The organism is Streptomyces sp. NBC_00104, assembly GCF_045160825.1.
Classification (GTDB): domain Bacteria; phylum Actinomycetota; class Actinomycetes; order Streptomycetales; family Streptomycetaceae; genus Streptomyces.
This window is the reverse complement of the sequence record NZ_CP108215.1, coordinates 746,744-761,474: the sequence shown is the minus strand read 5'-3', so window position 1 is coordinate 761,474 and position 14,731 is coordinate 746,744. Positions and strand designations below refer to the sequence as shown.

At 71.5% G+C, this 14,731-nt stretch carries 14 protein-coding genes; 8 read left to right on the top strand and 6 right to left on the bottom strand.

The annotated features are described in order from the left end of the window. Nucleotides 1–185 precede the first annotated feature (185 nt). Nucleotides 186–1,613: a DUF418 domain-containing protein gene (locus OG272_RS03245; protein ID WP_405892466.1), complete on the top strand. Its 1,428-nt coding sequence runs from the start codon at nucleotides 186–188 to the stop codon at nucleotides 1,611–1,613. Nucleotides 1,614–1,747: 134 nt separating this feature from the next. After that, entirely contained in the window at nucleotides 1,748–3,064 is a 1,317-nt protein-coding gene (locus tag OG272_RS03240; protein WP_327731573.1) for a phytase, read from the top strand. Between the two features lie 131 nt (nucleotides 3,065–3,195). On the opposite strand, the gene OG272_RS03235 is transcribed toward OG272_RS03240, so the two are convergent. From OG272_RS03235 to OG272_RS03220, 4 genes are all read right to left on the bottom strand, one after another. Then, nucleotides 3,196–3,897, bottom strand: coding sequence for an FCD domain-containing protein (locus tag OG272_RS03235; protein ID WP_327731574.1), 702 nt, complete (start codon nucleotides 3,895–3,897; stop codon nucleotides 3,196–3,198). A gap of 22 nt (nucleotides 3,898–3,919) precedes the next feature. Beyond that, nucleotides 3,920–4,960, bottom strand: a complete 1,041-nt coding sequence (locus OG272_RS03230; RefSeq protein WP_405892464.1) for an ABC transporter permease — start codon at nucleotides 4,958–4,960, stop codon at nucleotides 3,920–3,922. A gap of 2 nt (nucleotides 4,961–4,962) precedes the next feature. Continuing rightward, nucleotides 4,963–6,606, bottom strand: a complete 1,644-nt coding sequence (locus OG272_RS03225) for a sugar ABC transporter ATP-binding protein (protein ID WP_405892463.1) — start codon at nucleotides 6,604–6,606, stop codon at nucleotides 4,963–4,965. Between the two features lie 91 nt (nucleotides 6,607–6,697). Then, nucleotides 6,698–7,747 carry a sugar ABC transporter substrate-binding protein gene (locus OG272_RS03220; RefSeq protein WP_405895978.1) on the bottom strand — a complete coding sequence of 350 codons (1,050 nt, stop codon included), beginning with the start codon at nucleotides 7,745–7,747 and terminating at the stop codon, nucleotides 6,698–6,700. A gap of 429 nt (nucleotides 7,748–8,176) precedes the next feature. Between OG272_RS03220 and OG272_RS03215 the strand changes: the two genes are divergently transcribed. From OG272_RS03215 to OG272_RS03190, 6 genes are all read left to right on the top strand, one after another. Beyond that, a complete protein-coding gene (locus OG272_RS03215; protein ID WP_405892461.1) occupies nucleotides 8,177–8,566 on the top strand; it encodes a fumarylacetoacetate hydrolase family protein in 390 nt (129 codons plus the stop codon). A gap of 11 nt (nucleotides 8,567–8,577) precedes the next feature. Next, nucleotides 8,578–9,915, top strand: coding sequence for an L-fuconate dehydratase (locus OG272_RS03210; protein WP_405892459.1), 1,338 nt, complete (start codon nucleotides 8,578–8,580; stop codon nucleotides 9,913–9,915). Beyond that, the gene (locus OG272_RS03205) at nucleotides 9,912–10,745 is read left to right on the top strand and encodes an SDR family NAD(P)-dependent oxidoreductase (RefSeq protein WP_405892457.1); all 834 of its coding nucleotides are present in this window, start codon (nucleotides 9,912–9,914) and stop codon (nucleotides 10,743–10,745) included. The genes OG272_RS03210 and OG272_RS03205 overlap by 4 nt, the downstream gene beginning before the upstream one ends. Next, nucleotides 10,742–11,740 (top strand): aldo/keto reductase, encoded by a 999-nt coding sequence (locus OG272_RS03200; RefSeq protein WP_405892456.1) that lies wholly within the window; start codon nucleotides 10,742–10,744, stop codon nucleotides 11,738–11,740. The genes OG272_RS03205 and OG272_RS03200 overlap by 4 nt, the downstream gene beginning before the upstream one ends. After that, on the top strand, nucleotides 11,737–12,048 hold the full coding sequence (locus tag OG272_RS03195; protein WP_405892455.1) for an L-rhamnose mutarotase: 312 nt from the start codon (nucleotides 11,737–11,739) through the stop codon (nucleotides 12,046–12,048). Before OG272_RS03200 ends, OG272_RS03195 begins: the two co-directional genes overlap by 4 nt. A 74-nt stretch (nucleotides 12,049–12,122) precedes the next feature. After that, nucleotides 12,123–12,968: an amidohydrolase family protein gene (locus OG272_RS03190; RefSeq protein WP_405892453.1), complete on the top strand. Its 846-nt coding sequence runs from the start codon at nucleotides 12,123–12,125 to the stop codon at nucleotides 12,966–12,968. A gap of 149 nt (nucleotides 12,969–13,117) precedes the next feature. Here the strand turns inward: OG272_RS03190 and OG272_RS03185 are convergent, their stop codons facing one another. Both OG272_RS03185 and cbiQ read right to left on the bottom strand, forming a co-directional pair. Next, complete coding sequence (locus tag OG272_RS03185; protein ID WP_326585100.1) at nucleotides 13,118–13,981, bottom strand: ATP-binding cassette domain-containing protein; 864 nt, start codon at nucleotides 13,979–13,981, stop codon at nucleotides 13,118–13,120. Continuing rightward, nucleotides 13,978–14,727 carry a cobalt ECF transporter T component CbiQ gene (gene cbiQ, locus OG272_RS03180; RefSeq protein ID WP_405892451.1) on the bottom strand — a complete coding sequence of 250 codons (750 nt, stop codon included), beginning with the start codon at nucleotides 14,725–14,727 and terminating at the stop codon, nucleotides 13,978–13,980. The genes OG272_RS03185 and cbiQ overlap by 4 nt, the downstream gene beginning before the upstream one ends. Between the last annotated feature and the right edge of the window lie 4 nt (nucleotides 14,728–14,731).

The following is a 14,731-nucleotide window of genomic DNA, read 5'->3' as shown; positions in this document are numbered from 1 at the left end:
CCCCGCTCGCCGTCGGACCACCACCGCACTTCTCCTGGAACCCCTACGACGTCCCGGGCCGCCGCGAGGTTCCTTTCCTCCCGGTTTCCGGTCACCTGGCGGGGGTGGCCACGGCTGGTCGGCGGGGAGCTTCCAGCCACCCGCCGGATGGGAACGCGCCCCTCGCGCCCCCGACTTTGAAGGCCATGACACCAGACACGTCACCGGACCTGTCGTCCAAGCGGGCCCCCCTACCCGCCCCACCCGCCGCCCCGTCCGCTGCCGCCATCCCGTGCGCCGCCGCCCCGTCGGCCGCTACCGCCACGTCCACCGCCACCGCCACCGCCACGTCCACCGCAACCGAGGCCGCCCATAAGGTCATTGCTCCGGACATCGCCCCCGCCACCGAAGCGGGCCGTCCCGACGCAGCCGGCCGTCCCGACGCAGCCGGTAGTCCGGACGCAGCCGGCCGAGGGCCGTCGACCGGGCGCCTGGTGGGCATCGATCTGGCCCGTGGGCTCGCGGTCTTCGGGATGTACGCCGCCCACGTCGGCCCGGACCCGGCGGTCGGCGGACCGCTGGGCTTCGTCATGGAGCTGGCACGCGGCCGTTCCTCCGCGCTGTTCGCGCTGCTCGCCGGCTTCACCCTCGTACTGATCACCGGCCGCCCGCACCCCCGCACCGGGCGCGCCGGACGGCAGGCCGTGGCCCGGATGGTCATCCGTTCCCTCGTCCTCATCGCCCTGGGGTTCGCCCTGACCGCCCTCGACACCGAGGTCGACGTGATCCTCGCGTTCTACGGGCTGACCTTCCTCGCCGTCCTCCCGCTGTACCGGCTGCGCGCCCGGACGCTCGCGCTCCTCGCCGCCGCGGGCGCATTCGTGATGCCCCAAGTTCTGTACGTGACAAGGCTGTCGATCGATGAGGACAGCTGGGCGGACACGGTTGTCGCCTGGGACCCGCTGGCCCGGCTCGGTGACACGGACGGCTTCATGGAGCTGCTGTTCACGGGCGAGTACCCCGTCCTCACCTGGATGTCGTTCATGCTCGTCGGCATGGCGGTGGCCCGTCTCGACCTCACCCGGAACGCCGTCCGCACCCAACTAGTCCTCACCGGCGGCGCGTTGGCCGTACTCGGCTACGGCGGATCCTGGCTGGCACTCCGCCTCGTCCCGCACGCGCGGGCGAGCGTCGCCGCCGCCACCGACGGTGATTCGGGAGCCTCGGCCTGGTGGTCCGACACCGTCGGCTACATCGTCGACGACACCCCGGCGGCCTGGCTCCTGGTCGGTGCGCCGCACAGTCAGACGACCTTCTCCATCCTCGGCAACACCGGTGTCGCCCTCCTCGTCGTCGTGCTGTGCGTGACGGCCACGGACCGGCTGCCGCGCTTCCGGCGCCTCGCCACCCCGGTCCGCGCCGTCGGCATGACGGCCCTGACCGCGTACGTGCTGCACATCCTCGCCATCCGGGAGTTCGGCATGGCGGACGAGACCGGACCGGCGCTCGTCGACCTCCTGGTCCACAGCCTGGTCGCGATGCTGCTCGCCACCGCCTGGACCCGATGGTTCCGCCGTGGGCCGCTGGAGCAACTGCTCCACCTCAGCACCCGCCCGGCGCGCTCCCTCAGGTGAGGACCGGGCGAACTTCGGCCAAACCACCGTCGTTTCACCATGACGGCATGGACAGGTCACGTCCGCCTGCGCGCAAGCTTCTCTCCGCACCATCTGCATGTCCCCAACAACCAACGACATTCAAGGGAGCGCGTGTGAGAACGCCCCGTACTGCTCGAAGAGTTGCCCTCCTCGCCTCGGGCACCGCGCTGACCACGTTTCTCGCGGCGTCCCCCGCCGGAGCGGGCCCGTCCGGCCTCCCGACGGTGACCGCGACGAGCGAGTCGGCCGCGCTCCACGACGACGAGGCCGGTGGCGACTCGGACGCCGACGACCCCGCGATCTGGCGGAACCCCGCGGACCCGGGCCGCAGCCTCGTCGTCGCCACCGCGAAGGAGGGCGGCCTGCGCGTCTACGACCTGGACGCCCGCCTGGTGCAGTCCCTGGCCGCGCCGAAGCCGCCGACGGAGGGCGACGCCCCGGGCCGCTACAACAACGTCGACCTCGTCACCGGCCTGCGCACCTCCCCGGGCCGGGCCGACGTGGCGGTGGTCAGCGACCGGGGCAACGACCGGCTGCGGATCTACCGCATCGACCCCTCCCGCCGGAACGGCCCACTGACCGACGTCACCGACCCGGCCGCCGCCCCGGTGTTCTCCGCCGACCAGGCCGAGATCAACGACCAGCGCACCGCGTACGGCCTCGCCACCTGGACGGACAGGACCACCGGCCGCACCTACGCCCTGGTCAGCCAACGCGAGCGCACCCGTCTCGCCCTCCTCGAACTCCTCCCGGCGGCGAACGGCAAGGTCGGCTACCGCAAGATCCGCACCCTCGACCTGCCCTCCTCCTTCCGCCTGCCCGACGGCACGACGTGGAGCCCCTGCGGCGAACCCGGTGAACTCCCGCAGGTCGAGGGCATGGTCGTCGACCCGGCCACCGGCACCCTCTACGCCGGCCAGGAGGACATCGGCATCTGGCGCCTGCGCGCCGACCTCACCGGCAAGCCCGCCCTGGTCGACAGGACCAAGGAGTACGGCGTCCCCGGCACGTACGACGAGGAGACCGAGGAGTGTGTGCCGGGCACCGACCCCGGCTACGGCGGGAAGCGGCTGTCGGCCGACGTCGAGGGACTGACGCTCTATCAGGAACAGGATGGGGACGGCTACTTGCTCGCCTCCAGCCAGGGGGACGACACCTTCGCCCTGTACGACCGAGAGGTGAGCGAGGGCAACGAGTACGAGGGAGGTTTCCGGATCGGCGCCGCCTCACCCACGCTCGACGGCGTGGAGGAGTGCGACGGCGCCGCCGTTCTCAACGCCCCGCTGGGCAGCCGCTATCCGCGCGGCCTCCTCGTCGTCCAGGACGGCCACGAGACGCCCGAGGTCCCGGACGGCGAGGGCGGCACCCGCACGGCCACCGGCTTCAAGTTCGTCGACCTCGGCGAGCTGGTGGACGCCACCGATATGTGAGTGCCCGTCACGGCCACCGGGTCGCAGGCTCCTCGCCGGGCTTGCGGAGGTCCGGTGGCCGTGACGGACCTCCCCCGGTGGCGTGACGGACCTCCCTCGGCGGCCGTGACGGGACCTTCGTCGACCTGCGGTCAGCCGTCGATCGCGCCGAGGGGGTCCTCGTCGAGCCCCGCCGCCAGCCACTGTTCCACGGCCGCCACATGGACCGTCGCGGCGGAGACGGCCAGCGCGGCGTCGCGGGCCCGCAGGGCACGGAGGATCTCCTCGTGCTCGCGGTGGGCGTGCTCCACGGACCGCTCGGTGCGTGTGCCCCGGACGATGCGGGCCCGCTGGGTGCGGGTGGAGAGCACCCGCAGCAGCATGGACAGCACCGGGTTGCCGACCGCCTCCACGATCCGCAGGTGGAAGGTGATGTCGTGGCCGACGAACTCCTCGACCGTGGCGGCCGCCCGCGACCGCTCCAGGATGGCGCCCAGCTCGTCGAGGTCGTCGGCGGTGAGCAGGGCGGCGGCCGCCCCGGTCGCCTGGGGTTCGAGCAGCCGCCGTACCTGGAGCAGTTGCAGGGCCGTCTGCCCCTGGGAGACGTCCGAGGCGAAGGAGAGCGACTCCAGCAGGAGATGCGGCTCCAGACTGGACACGTACGTGCCGTCGCCCTGCCGGGTGACCAGGATCCGCATGGCCGTCAGCGCGCGTACCGCCTCCCGCAGCGAACTGCGGGACAGGCCGAGCTGGGCGGCGAGGATCTCCTCCTTGGGCAGGCGTGAGCCCGGCGCCAGCTCACCGGCCACGATCATCGCCTTGATCTTGTCCATCGCCTCGTCCGTCAGTGCCACGAGGTGCCTCCTTGTACCGGAGCTACTCCTGCTTCTCGCCGGAGGCGAAGCGGGAGATGATCAGTGCGACGATGATGATCGCGCCGTTGAGGAACTGGTTCCACAGCGGCGGCACACCTGCCAACGTCATGACGTTGACGACGAGTTGCAGCGTCAGGACGCCGGTGAGCGCGCCGAACACCGAGCCCTTGCCGCCGTTGAGGCTCACTCCGCCGATGACGGTCGCGGCGAAGACCTGGAAGATCCAGCCGCTGCCCTGGGTGGCGGAGATCGAGCCGTAGTGGCCGCTGTAGAGGATGCCGGCGAACGCGGCCAGCACACTGCCGAGGATCAGCACCGCCCACACGATCCGGTCCACCCGGATACCCGCCGTCCGGGCCGCCTCCGCGTTGCCGCCGATCGCGTACAGCGCCCGGCCGTGACGGAGCCAGGCCAGGGCACTGCCCCCGATGGCGAACAGCACCACGCAGATCCAGATCGCGGCCGGCACACCCAGCCAGGACGCCTTCCCGAGGTAGGTGAAGGAGGACGGCAGTTCCACGATGGACTGGCCCTCCGAGAGGGCGACCTGGAGTCCGCGCAGCATGGTCAGCATGCCGAGGGTGACGATGAAGCCGTTCAGGCGCAGCTTCAGGATCAGGAAGCCGTTGACGGCTCCGATGACCACGCCCACCAGCAGACAGAGCGGTACGGCCGTCCACTGGGGCAGCAGCCCGAGGCCCGTGAACCGGGCGCCGCTGGTCGGCAGGACGAGCCAGACCGCGATGACGGGCGCCACGCCGATGGTGGACTCCAGGGAGAGGTCCATCCGGCCGCAGACCAGGATCAGCGCGGTGGCGAGCACCAGCAGGCTCAGTTCGGTGGACTGCTGGGCCACGCCGATGAGGTTGTCGGCGGTGAGGAAGGCCGGCGAGACGATGAACCCGATCAGGCCCAGGACGAGGATCGCCGGGACCAGGGACAGTTCACGGAAGCGCCCGAGGCCGAGTCCACGGCGGGTGTCCCCGGTGGTCTCCCGCGCCACGCTCGCGGCGGGGTCGGTGACATCAGTGGTGGCGGACATGACTACCTTCCGTGCTCTTCGGTGGTGTCCGATGCGGGGTCGGAGGCGGGATCGGAGGTGGTGGGGGAGGTGGTGTGGGGCGGTTCGGCCCGGTCGGCCACGCCCTCCATGGCGGCGACCACGTGCTCGTCCTTCCAGCCGCGGTCGAACTCGGCGACCGCCCGCCCGTGGAACATCACCACGAGTCGGTCGCACACCTTCAGGTCGTCCAGCTCGTCGGAGACGATCAGTGCGGCCTTGCCGCCGTCGGCGATCTGGCGGATCCGGCGCAGTAGGAACTCCTTGGACTTGACGTCGACCCCGTTGGTGGGGCGGATGGCGACCAGTACGTGGGGGTCGGTGGCCAGGGCGCGGGCGACGACGACCTTCTGCTGGTTGCCGCCCGAGAGGGCCGACACGGGGGTGGCCCCGCCTGGGGTCTTGATGTCGAGGTCCCGGATCATGCGCTGGGCGAAGGTCCTGGTCCGGGCGGGCAGCACGGTGCCGTACGGGCCGAGCTGGTCGGTGACGGTGAGCGTCGCGTTCTCGGCCACGCTGCGGTTGTTGACCAGTCCCTGGAGGTGGCGGTCCTCGGGGACCAGCCCGACCCCGACGGCGAGCGCCGACGGCACACTGCCGCCGCGCACCCGCCGTCCGCCGACCGAGATCGTCCCCCGCTCGGGGCGGTGCAGACCGGCGATGGTCTCGCCCACCCGCACGTTGCCGCTGGCCGCCGCCCCGGCGAGGCCGACCACCTCGCCCGCGCGCACCGTGAGCGACAGGTCCTGGCAGGCGCCGGGCAGGGTGAGGTCCTCGACCCTCAGGAGTTCGGGAGAGTCGCTCCGCACCGGCGGGCGGTTCTCGACGGTTGCCGCCGCTGTGACGGTGGTCTCCCCCGTCATGGCCTCCACGAGTGCCTGGTGGTGGAGTTGGGCGACGGGGGCGGTGAGGATGTGGGCCGCGTCGCGGTAGACGGTGACGGTGGTGCAGAGGTCGTAGACCTCTTGCAGGTGGTGGGAGATGAAGAGGAAGGCGACGCCTTGGCGTTGGAGGTCGTGGAGTTTGTCGAAGAGGCGGTTGATGCCGCGGGCGTCGAGTTTCGCGGTGGGTTCGTCGAGGATGATGAAGCGGGCGCCGAACGACAGGGCCCGTGCGATCTCGACGAACTGCCGCTGCTCGACGGTGAGATCCCGCGCCCGCGCGTCGGCCTTCACGTCCACGCCGAATCCGGCCAGCAACTCCTCGGCCCGTGCCCGCAGTTGCTTCCAGCGGATGGGCCGCAGCGGACCGTCGCTCTGCCGGTTCAGGAAGAGGTTCTCGGCGACGGTCAGGTCCTGGAGGATCGTGGACTTCTGGTAGACGCAGGCGACCCTGGAGCGCCAGGCGTCGATGTCGCCGACGGCGGGCGCCGCCTCGCCGGAGAAGCGCAGGGTGCCGGTGTCGGCGTGCTGGAGGCCGGTGAGGATGGATACGAGCGTGGATTTGCCGGCGCCGTTGCGGCCGACCAGGGCATGGGCCTCGCCGGGGGCGATGGTGATGCGGGCGTCGCGCAGCGCGACGGTCGCGCCGAACCTCTTGCTGATGCCGGTGGCCTCGGCCACCGGGGCGGGGCTCCCGGGGGCGGGGGGCCCGCCGCCGTTCGCCGCGGCGGTCGCGGTGTCCGCCATGGTGGATACCGTCCTTCGTGGGGTGGATACGAGGGGGTGCGGGCGGAGGGACGGGCCGCGTCCCTCCGCCCTGGCGTCGGCCCTTGCGGCACTAGCCGACGTTGTTGCCCCACAGGGTCTTGTCGTCCACGTTGTCCTTGGTCACCAGGGGTGCGGGCAGCTGGTCCTCGAGGCCGCCGGGGATCTCGATGATGGTGGAGTCGTGGTCGGTCTTGCCGGGCTTGAAGGTCTTGCCGTCGGCGGCGGCCTGCGCGTAGTGGAGTGCGTACTTGGCGTAGAGGTCGGCGGGCTGGGAGACGGTGGCGTCGATCTGGCCCTTGCGGATCGCGTCGAACTCCTGGGGGATGCCGTCGTTGGAGATGATGGAGATGTGGCCCTTCTGTCCGGCGGGCTTGAGCAGGCCCTTCTGTTCGAGGAGGGCCAGGGTGGGCTGGAGGAAGACGCCGCCGGCCTGCATGTAGATGCCGTTGAGGTCGGGGTGCTGGGCGAGCAGGCTCTGCAGCTTGGCGGAGGCCACGTCGCCCTTCCAGTCGGTGGGCAGCTCGAAGACCTTGATGTCGGGGAACTTCGTCTTCATGCATTGCGCGAAGGCTTCGGAGCGGTCCCGGCCGTTGATGGAGTCCAGGGCGCCCTGGAGTTCGGCGACCTTGCCCTTGCCGCCGAGTTGTTCGCCGAGGAATTCGCAGGCCTTGGTGCCGTAGGCCCGGTTGTCGGCGCGGACGACCATGTAGACGTCGCCCTTGTCGGGCCGGGTGTCGACGCTGACGACGGGGATCTTCTTCGATGCGAGGGTGTCGAGGGTGGAGGCGATGGCGCCGGTGTCCTGGGGGGCCATGACGATGGCTTTGGCGCCGGTGTTCTGGAAGACCTGCACGTTGGCGACGAGCTTGGTGATGTCGTTCTGTGAGTTGCTGAGCGGCAGCGCGTTGATGTCCTCGGTCTTGACGTCCTTCTTCAGGTACTCGGCGTAGGAGTTCCAGAAGTCGGAGTCGGAGCGCGGCAGGTCGATCCCGATCGCGGGCTTGTCACCGCCCGAGGCGGCCGTCCCGGAGGAGCTGTCACGGTTGCACGCGGTGAGGAGGGTGAGGGCCGCTAGGGCGCAGGCCGCTGCGGCGGTGGAGCGGGTGCGAGCGAACTTCATGGCCGGGTTCTCCTTAGCCAGGACGGTGAGGCCGCCCTCCGGTACAGGCATGCGTGGACCGTCGGAGGGGAGGGATAGAGGGTCAACCGGTGAACGAGCAGCGGAGTTTGAACGGCCACTACGTTGTCGAGGACGAGCGATGGCGGCGGTGCGATTCCTCCGATGTATCTCGGACGTCGAGGACGTTACGACGGCATTGCCGGGGTTGACAAGAGGTCGATCCCGATGAGTTTGCCAACCCGATCATGGGGCGCGGGCGACGCTCAGGTCGAGATGATGTCGTACATGCCGGATCCGTGAGCTGCGGAAAGCCTGACGTCGATCAAATACATCCGAGGAATACGTTGTCAGGGCGCCGAACTGCCCATAAAGTCACGGTGCGCTATTCCTCCGATGAATGAACGAACCCATGGCAAGGGAGCTGCCCCAGTGAAACTGCTACGCGTCGGCGCCCCGGGAGAGGAGCGCCCCGCCGTGCGTACCGACGACGGCCGGTTGCTGGATCCGTCCTCTGTGGCCTGCGACATCGACGGCGCTTTTCTCGCCTTTGGGGGAGTGGCCCGGGCCCGGGCGGCGGTCGAGACGGGCGGACTGCCCGAGCTCGACCTGGAGTACTCCTCGCAGTGGGACCTGGGCACATCGTGCGAGACCTTCAATCCGATGGGTCCGTGGCTGGTCACCGGTGACGTGATCAACACCGGTACCCCCGCGGGTGTGGCCCTGGGCCTGCCCGGCACCTCCTTCCTGTGCCCCGGTGACACCGTCGAGCTCTCCATCGACGGGCTCGGGAGCCAGCGCCAGATCTTCGGCCAAGCGTGAAAGGCATCCCCGTGACTGCAACCCCGGCCCGGATCACCGCGGTCGACACCTACGACATCCGGTTCCCCACCTCGCGGGAGCTGGACGGCTCGGACGCGATGAACCCGGACCCCGACTATTCCGCTGCGTACGTGGTGCTGCGCACCGATGCCGGCGACGGCCTCGAAGGCCACGGCTTCACCTTCACCATCGGCCGCGGCAACGACGTCCAGGTCGCCGCGATCGGTGCCCTGCGGCCCCACCTGGTGGGCCGCCTGGTGGAAGAGCTGTGCGCTGATCCCGGCTCGGTCAACCGCGACCTGATCGGGGACAGTCAGCTGCGCTGGCTCGGCCCGGAGAAGGGCGTGATGCACATGGCCATCGGTGCCGTGGTCAACGCCGTGTGGGATCTGGCCGCCAAGCGCGCCGGGCAGCCCCTGTGGCGGCTGCTGGCCCATGCCGAGCCGGAGTGGCTGGTCTCCCAGGTCGACTTCCGCTACATCGCCGACGCCCTCACCCCCGAGGACGCCCTCGACCTGCTCCAGCGGGGCCGGGCGGGCCTCGCCGAGCGCGAGAGCACGCTGCTGGAGCGCGGATACCCCGGTTACACCACCTCGCCGGGCTGGCTGGGGTATTCGGACGAGAAGCTCACCCGGCTGGCCAAACAGGCCGTCGCCGACGGCTTCACCCAGATCAAGCTGAAGGTCGGCGCCGACCTCGCCGACGACGTGCGCCGCATGCGCACCGCCCGCGCCGCGGTCGGTGACGGGATCCGTATCGCCATCGACGCCAACCAGCGCTGGAACATCGGCGAGGCGGTCGAGTGGACCAACGCGCTCGCCGCCTTCGATCCGTACTGGATCGAGGAACCCACCAGTCCCGACGACATCCTCGGCCACGCCGCCGTCCGCCGGGGCGTCGCTCCCGTGAAGGTCGCCACCGGCGAGCACGTGCAGAACCGCATCGTGTTCAAGCAGCTTCTCCAGGCGGGTGCCATCGATGTCCTGCAGATCGACGCGGCCCGAGTGGGCGGTGTCAACGAGAACCTCGCGATCCTGCTGCTCGCCGCGAAGTTCGGGGTCCCGGTCTGCCCGCACGCCGGGGGTGTGGGCCTGTGCGAGCTGGTCCAGCACCTGTCGATGTTCGACTACCTGGCCCTGTCCGGCACCACCGACGACCGGGTCATCGAGTACGTCGACCACCTCCACGAGCACTTCACCGCCCCCGTGGTGATGCGCGACGGCCACTACACCGCGCCGCTCGCTCCAGGCTTCTCCGCCACCATGCGGGAGGAGTCCATCGCCGAATACCGTTACCCGGACGGCACGTTCTGGGCCGCCGACCTCGCTGGACGGGAAGAAGTCGCATGACCGAGCCGACACGAGACCTGATTGAGCCGACAGGTGAATCGACCGAGCCGACAGGTGAACCGACCGGACCGACAGGTGAACTGACCGGTCTCAAGGCGGTCGTCACCGGGGGCGCGTCCGGCATCGGACTGGCCACCGCCCGACTGCTGGCCGCGCGGGGCGCCACGGTGGCCGTGCTCGATGTCGACCCCTCCGGGGCCTCGGCCCCGCTGCTCGGTCTGAAGGCCGACGTCACCGATGACGCCTCGGTGCGCGCCGCCGTGGAACAGGCGGCCGAGCGGCTCGGCGGTCTGGACATCCTCGTCAACAACGCGGGCATCGGCGCGCAGGGCACCGTGGAGGACAACCCGGACGAGCAGTGGCAGCGGGTGTTCGACGTCAACGTCCTCGGCATGGTGCGCACCAGCCGGGCCGCGCTGCCCCATCTGCGCGGCTCCGCCCACGCCGCGATCGTCAACACCTGCTCCATCGCCGCCACCGCGGGCCTGCCGCAGCGCGCCCTGTACTCCGCCAGCAAGGGCGCCGTCCTCTCGCTGACCCTGGCCATGGCCGCCGACCACGTGCGCGAGGGCATCCGCGTCAACTGCGTCAACCCCGGCACCGCCGACACCCCGTGGGTCGGTCGGCTCCTGGACGCGGCCGACGACCCCGAGGCCGAGCGCGCCGCCCTCAACGCCCGCCAGCCCCTGGGCCGCCTGGTCACCGCCGACGAGGTCGCGGCCGCCATCGTCTACCTGGCGAGCCCCGCCGCGGCCTCCGTCACCGGCACCGCCCTCGCCGTGGACGGTGGCATGCAGGGACTCCGGCTCCGCCCGGCGAACCGGCCATGAGGACCAGGACCCTCGGCCGCACCGAGGTGCGTGTCACCGAGCTGGCCTACGGCGCCGCGGGCATCGGTAACCTCTTCCGCCCGGTGGCCGACGAGGAGGCCGCCGCAGCGGTCGACGCCGCCTGGGACGCCGGGATCCGCACCTTCGACACGGCACCCCACTACGGCCTCGGCCTGTCCGAACGCCGCCTGGGCGCCGCCCTGCGCGACCGCCCCCGGGACACGTACACCGTCTCCACCAAGGTCGGACGACTGCTGGTGCCCGCCGACACCCAGGGCGACGACCTCGCCAACGGCTTCGCCGTCCCGGCCACCCACCGCCGCGTCTGGGACTTCAGCGCCGACGGAGTGCTGCGCTCCCTCGAAGCCAGCCTGGACCGCCTCGGCCTCGACCGGGTGGACGTCGCCCTCCTCCACGACCCCGACGTCCACGCCGAACAGGCCCTCGACGAGGCCTACCCGGCACTGGAGCGGCTGCGCGCCGAAGGCGTCGTCGGAGCCATCGGCGTCGGCATGAACCAGTCCGCCCTGCCCGCCCGCTTCCTGCGCGAGACCGACATCGACGTCGTCCTCCTCGCCGGCCGCTACACCCTCCTGGAACAGGAAGGCCTCGCCGAACTGCTCCCCGAGGCCACCGCCCGAGGCCGCAGCGTCCTCATCGGTGGCGTCTTCAACTCCGGCCTGCTCATCGACCCCAAGCCGGGTGCCACCTACGACTACGCGCCCGCCCCGGAACCCGTACTCGAACGGGCCCTGCGCCTGAGGGCGATCACCGAACGCCACGGCGTGTCCCTGCGCGCCGCAGCCCTCCGCTTCCCGCGCGGCCACCCGGCCGTCGCGAGCGTCCTCACCGGCGCCCGCTCACCGGACGAGGTCCGCGACACCGTGGAGCAGTCGCGCCACCCCGTGCCGGACGCCCTCTGGGACGAACTGCGCGCGGAGGGCCTGCTCGCCCCGGAAACCCCCGTACCTCTCGAAGAAAAGGAGCCGTCGTGAGGGTCGCCCTGCACACCAAGGTCCGCGCCGACCGCGTCGAGGAGTACGAGGCGGCCCACCGCGAGGTCCCCGAAGAGCTGACCACCGCCATCCGCGCCGCCGGGGTGAGCGAGTGGACGATCTGGCGCAGCGGCACCGACCTCTTCCACCTGCTGGAGGTCGAGGACTACGCGAGGATGATCGCCGAGCTGGAGAAACTGCCGGTCAACATCGCCTGGCAGGCCCGCATGGCCGACCTGCTCGACGTCGTCCACGACTACTCGGCGGAGGGCTCCGAGGCCGGCCTGCCCGTGGTGTGGGAACTGTGAGCGGCGCGGACCGCCCGGGCCCGGTGAGCGGTCCGGCATCCGTGGAAGCGGGGGCCGACACGGACCCTCCTCCCTTGATCGTCGACGCCCACCACCACGTCTGGGACCTCTCCGTCCGCGACCAGGACTGGATCACCGGACCCGAACTCGCCCCGCTGCGCCGCGACTTCACCCTCCGCGAGCTGGAGGCGGCGGCCCGCTTCGTCGGTGTCACCGCCACCGTGCTCGTGCAGACGATCACCGTGCCCGAGGAGACCCCCGAGTTCCTGGCCCTGGCCGCGGGCAGCGACGTGGTCGCGGGGGTCGTCGGCTGGACCGACCTCACGGCGCCCGACGTGGCCGAGAACCTCGCCAAGCTGCGCGAAGGACCCGGCGGCGAGCACCTGGTGGGCATCCGCCACCAGGTACAGGGCGAACCCGACCCGAGCTGGCTGGTGCGCCCGGACGTACTGCGGGGTCTGACCGCCGTCGCCGACTCGGGACTCGTCTACGACCTCCTGGTCAAGCCGCGCCAGCTCCCGGCCGCCGTGGAGGTGGCCGGGCGGCTCCCCGGACTCACCTTCGTCCTCGACCACTTGGGGAAGCCGCCCATCGCCTCCGGCGAACTGGAGCCGTGGGCGGGGGAGGTGCGTCGACTGGCCGCCCTGCCGAACACCGTGTGCAAGCTCTCCGGCCTGGTCACGGAGGCGGACTGGAACTCCTGGTCCGTCGCGGACCTCGTCCCGTACGCCGACACCGTGCTGGACGCCTTCGGTCCCCGGCGGCTGATGTACGGCTCCGACTGGCCCGTCTGTCAGCTCGCCTCCGACTACGTCGAAGTCATCGACGTGGTCGAGTGTCTGGTGTCCCGACTCGGCCCGGCAGAACACCGGGAGGTTTTCGCAGGCACCGCCGTCCGCACGTACGGCCTTCGGATCTGAAGCGGGCCTCGCCGAAGACTCCCAAGGTGTGTCAAGGTCAGCCGTCAGCCGTCAGCCGTCAGCCGTCAGCCGTCAGCCGTCAGCCGTCAGCCGTCAGCCGTCAGCCGTCAGCCGTCAGCCGTCAGCCGTCAGCCGTCAGCCGTCAGCCGTCAGCCGTCAGCCGTCAGCGGCGGAGCGACGCGTGCCCCCGCCATGGCGGCCAGCTCCTCCGGTGTGCGCGGGCCGGACTCGCCGTCGGACAACAGGCTCTGCTCGCGGAGCAGTTGAGCGACGGCGATGCCCCAGGGCAGCCGTAGCCCCGCCTGCTGGAGGAGATCCGTGCGGGCCAGCATCGCGGCCACCGGGCCCGTGCGCGCGCCGGACGGGGTGAGCAGCGCCGCGTCGTCGGCCCACCGCAGGGCGAGGTCGACGTCGTGGGTGGCCATCACGACGGTGGTGCCGGACCGGCGCAGCTCGTCCAGCGTGGCGAGGAGCCGCTCCTGGCCGTCGGGGTCGAGCCCGGCGGTCGGCTCGTCGAGGATCAGGACCCGGGGGCGCATCGCGACCGCGCCGGCGATGGCGGTCCGCTTGCGCTGGCCGTAGGAGAGCAGATGGGTGGGCCGGTCGGCGAGGGCACCGATGCCGAGCGCGCCGAGCGCCTCGTCCACCCGGGCCCGCACCTGCGCGTCGGGCAGCCCGAGGTTCAGCGGCCCGAACGACACGTCCTGCGCGACGGAGGCCGCGAACAGCTGGTCGTCCGGGTCCTGGACGACCAGCTGGACCGTCGTACGCAGCCGGGTCAGGCCCTTGCGGTCGTACGTCACCGGCTGCCCCTCCACCGCCAGCTCGCCCGCACGGGGCCGCAGTCCGCCGCTGAGCAGTCGCATCAGCGTGGTCTTGCCGCTGCCATTGCGGCCCAGCAGGGCGAGCGCGCGCCCCTCGGCCACCTCGAAGTCGAGATCGCTGAGCACGGCCGGGCCGTCCTCGTACGCGAAGGACGCGCCCCGCAGGGCGACCAGCACGGGCTCGCTCATGTCAGCGGCCTTTCGAGGACGAAGGTGAGGGTGGCCACCGCGGCGAGGAGCACGACGCTGATCACGGTGAAGCGGGCGGAGATCCGGGCCTCGGGAACCAGGACGCGCAGGGTGCCGTCGTACCCCCGCCCGGCGAGCCCGGTCTGGAGCCGCGCCGCCCGGTCGAAGGCCCGTACGAACGCGGTGGCGGCGAGGCCGGCGAGGGAACGCCAGGTGGCGGCCCGTGTGGTGTGTCCGAGCCGGGCCGCCTGCGCCTCCCGGATACGGCGCACCGAGTCCAGGAGCAGAAAGCTCATGCGGTACGTGACCAGCGCCACGTCCACGACCGGCGCGGGCACCCCGGCCTTCACCAGGCGCGGCAGCAGGTCCGACATGGGCGTGGTGAAGGCGAACAGGAGTACGCCCAAGGAGGCGGCCGAGGTGCGCAGCATCAGCTCCCCGGCGCGGACGGGTCCGCCCTCGGCCAGGGCCACGAAGCCGTCCGGTCCGCCGACCTGGACGAGCAGCGGCAGCGCGCCGGTCACGCAGAAGCCCAACGGCACCCGGTAGGCGCGCCACAGCCGGCGGCCGGGCACGCCCGCCGGGCCCAGCAGCACGACGAGCGCGGTCAGCAGGACCAGGGCCGCGCCGGGCCAGGGCGGCAGGGAGATCGCGAGCACGGTGAGGCCGAGCCCGAGCACGGCCTTGTCCACGGGATGGCGGCGGCGCCAGCGACTGCTGTGCGCCGCCGCGTCGATCGGCAGCACGGGG

Coding starts and splice junctions, on each gene's coding strand:
- OG272_RS03245 (WP_405892466.1), top strand. CDS start 186: ATGACACCAGACACGTCACCGGACCTGTCGTCCAAGCGGGCCCCCCTA.
- OG272_RS03230 (WP_405892464.1), bottom strand. CDS start 4,960: ATGTCCGCCACCACTGATGTCACCGACCCCGCCGCGAGCGTGGCGCGG.
- OG272_RS03225 (WP_405892463.1), bottom strand. CDS start 6,606: ATGGCGGACACCGCGACCGCCGCGGCGAACGGCGGCGGGCCCCCCGCC.
- OG272_RS03220 (WP_405895978.1), bottom strand. CDS start 7,747: ATGAAGTTCGCTCGCACCCGCTCCACCGCCGCAGCGGCCTGCGCCCTA.
- OG272_RS03205 (WP_405892457.1), top strand. CDS start 9,912: ATGACCGAGCCGACACGAGACCTGATTGAGCCGACAGGTGAATCGACC.
- OG272_RS03200 (WP_405892456.1), top strand. CDS start 10,742: ATGAGGACCAGGACCCTCGGCCGCACCGAGGTGCGTGTCACCGAGCTG.
- OG272_RS03185 (WP_326585100.1), bottom strand. CDS start 13,981: ATGAGCGAGCCCGTGCTGGTCGCCCTGCGGGGCGCGTCCTTCGCGTAC.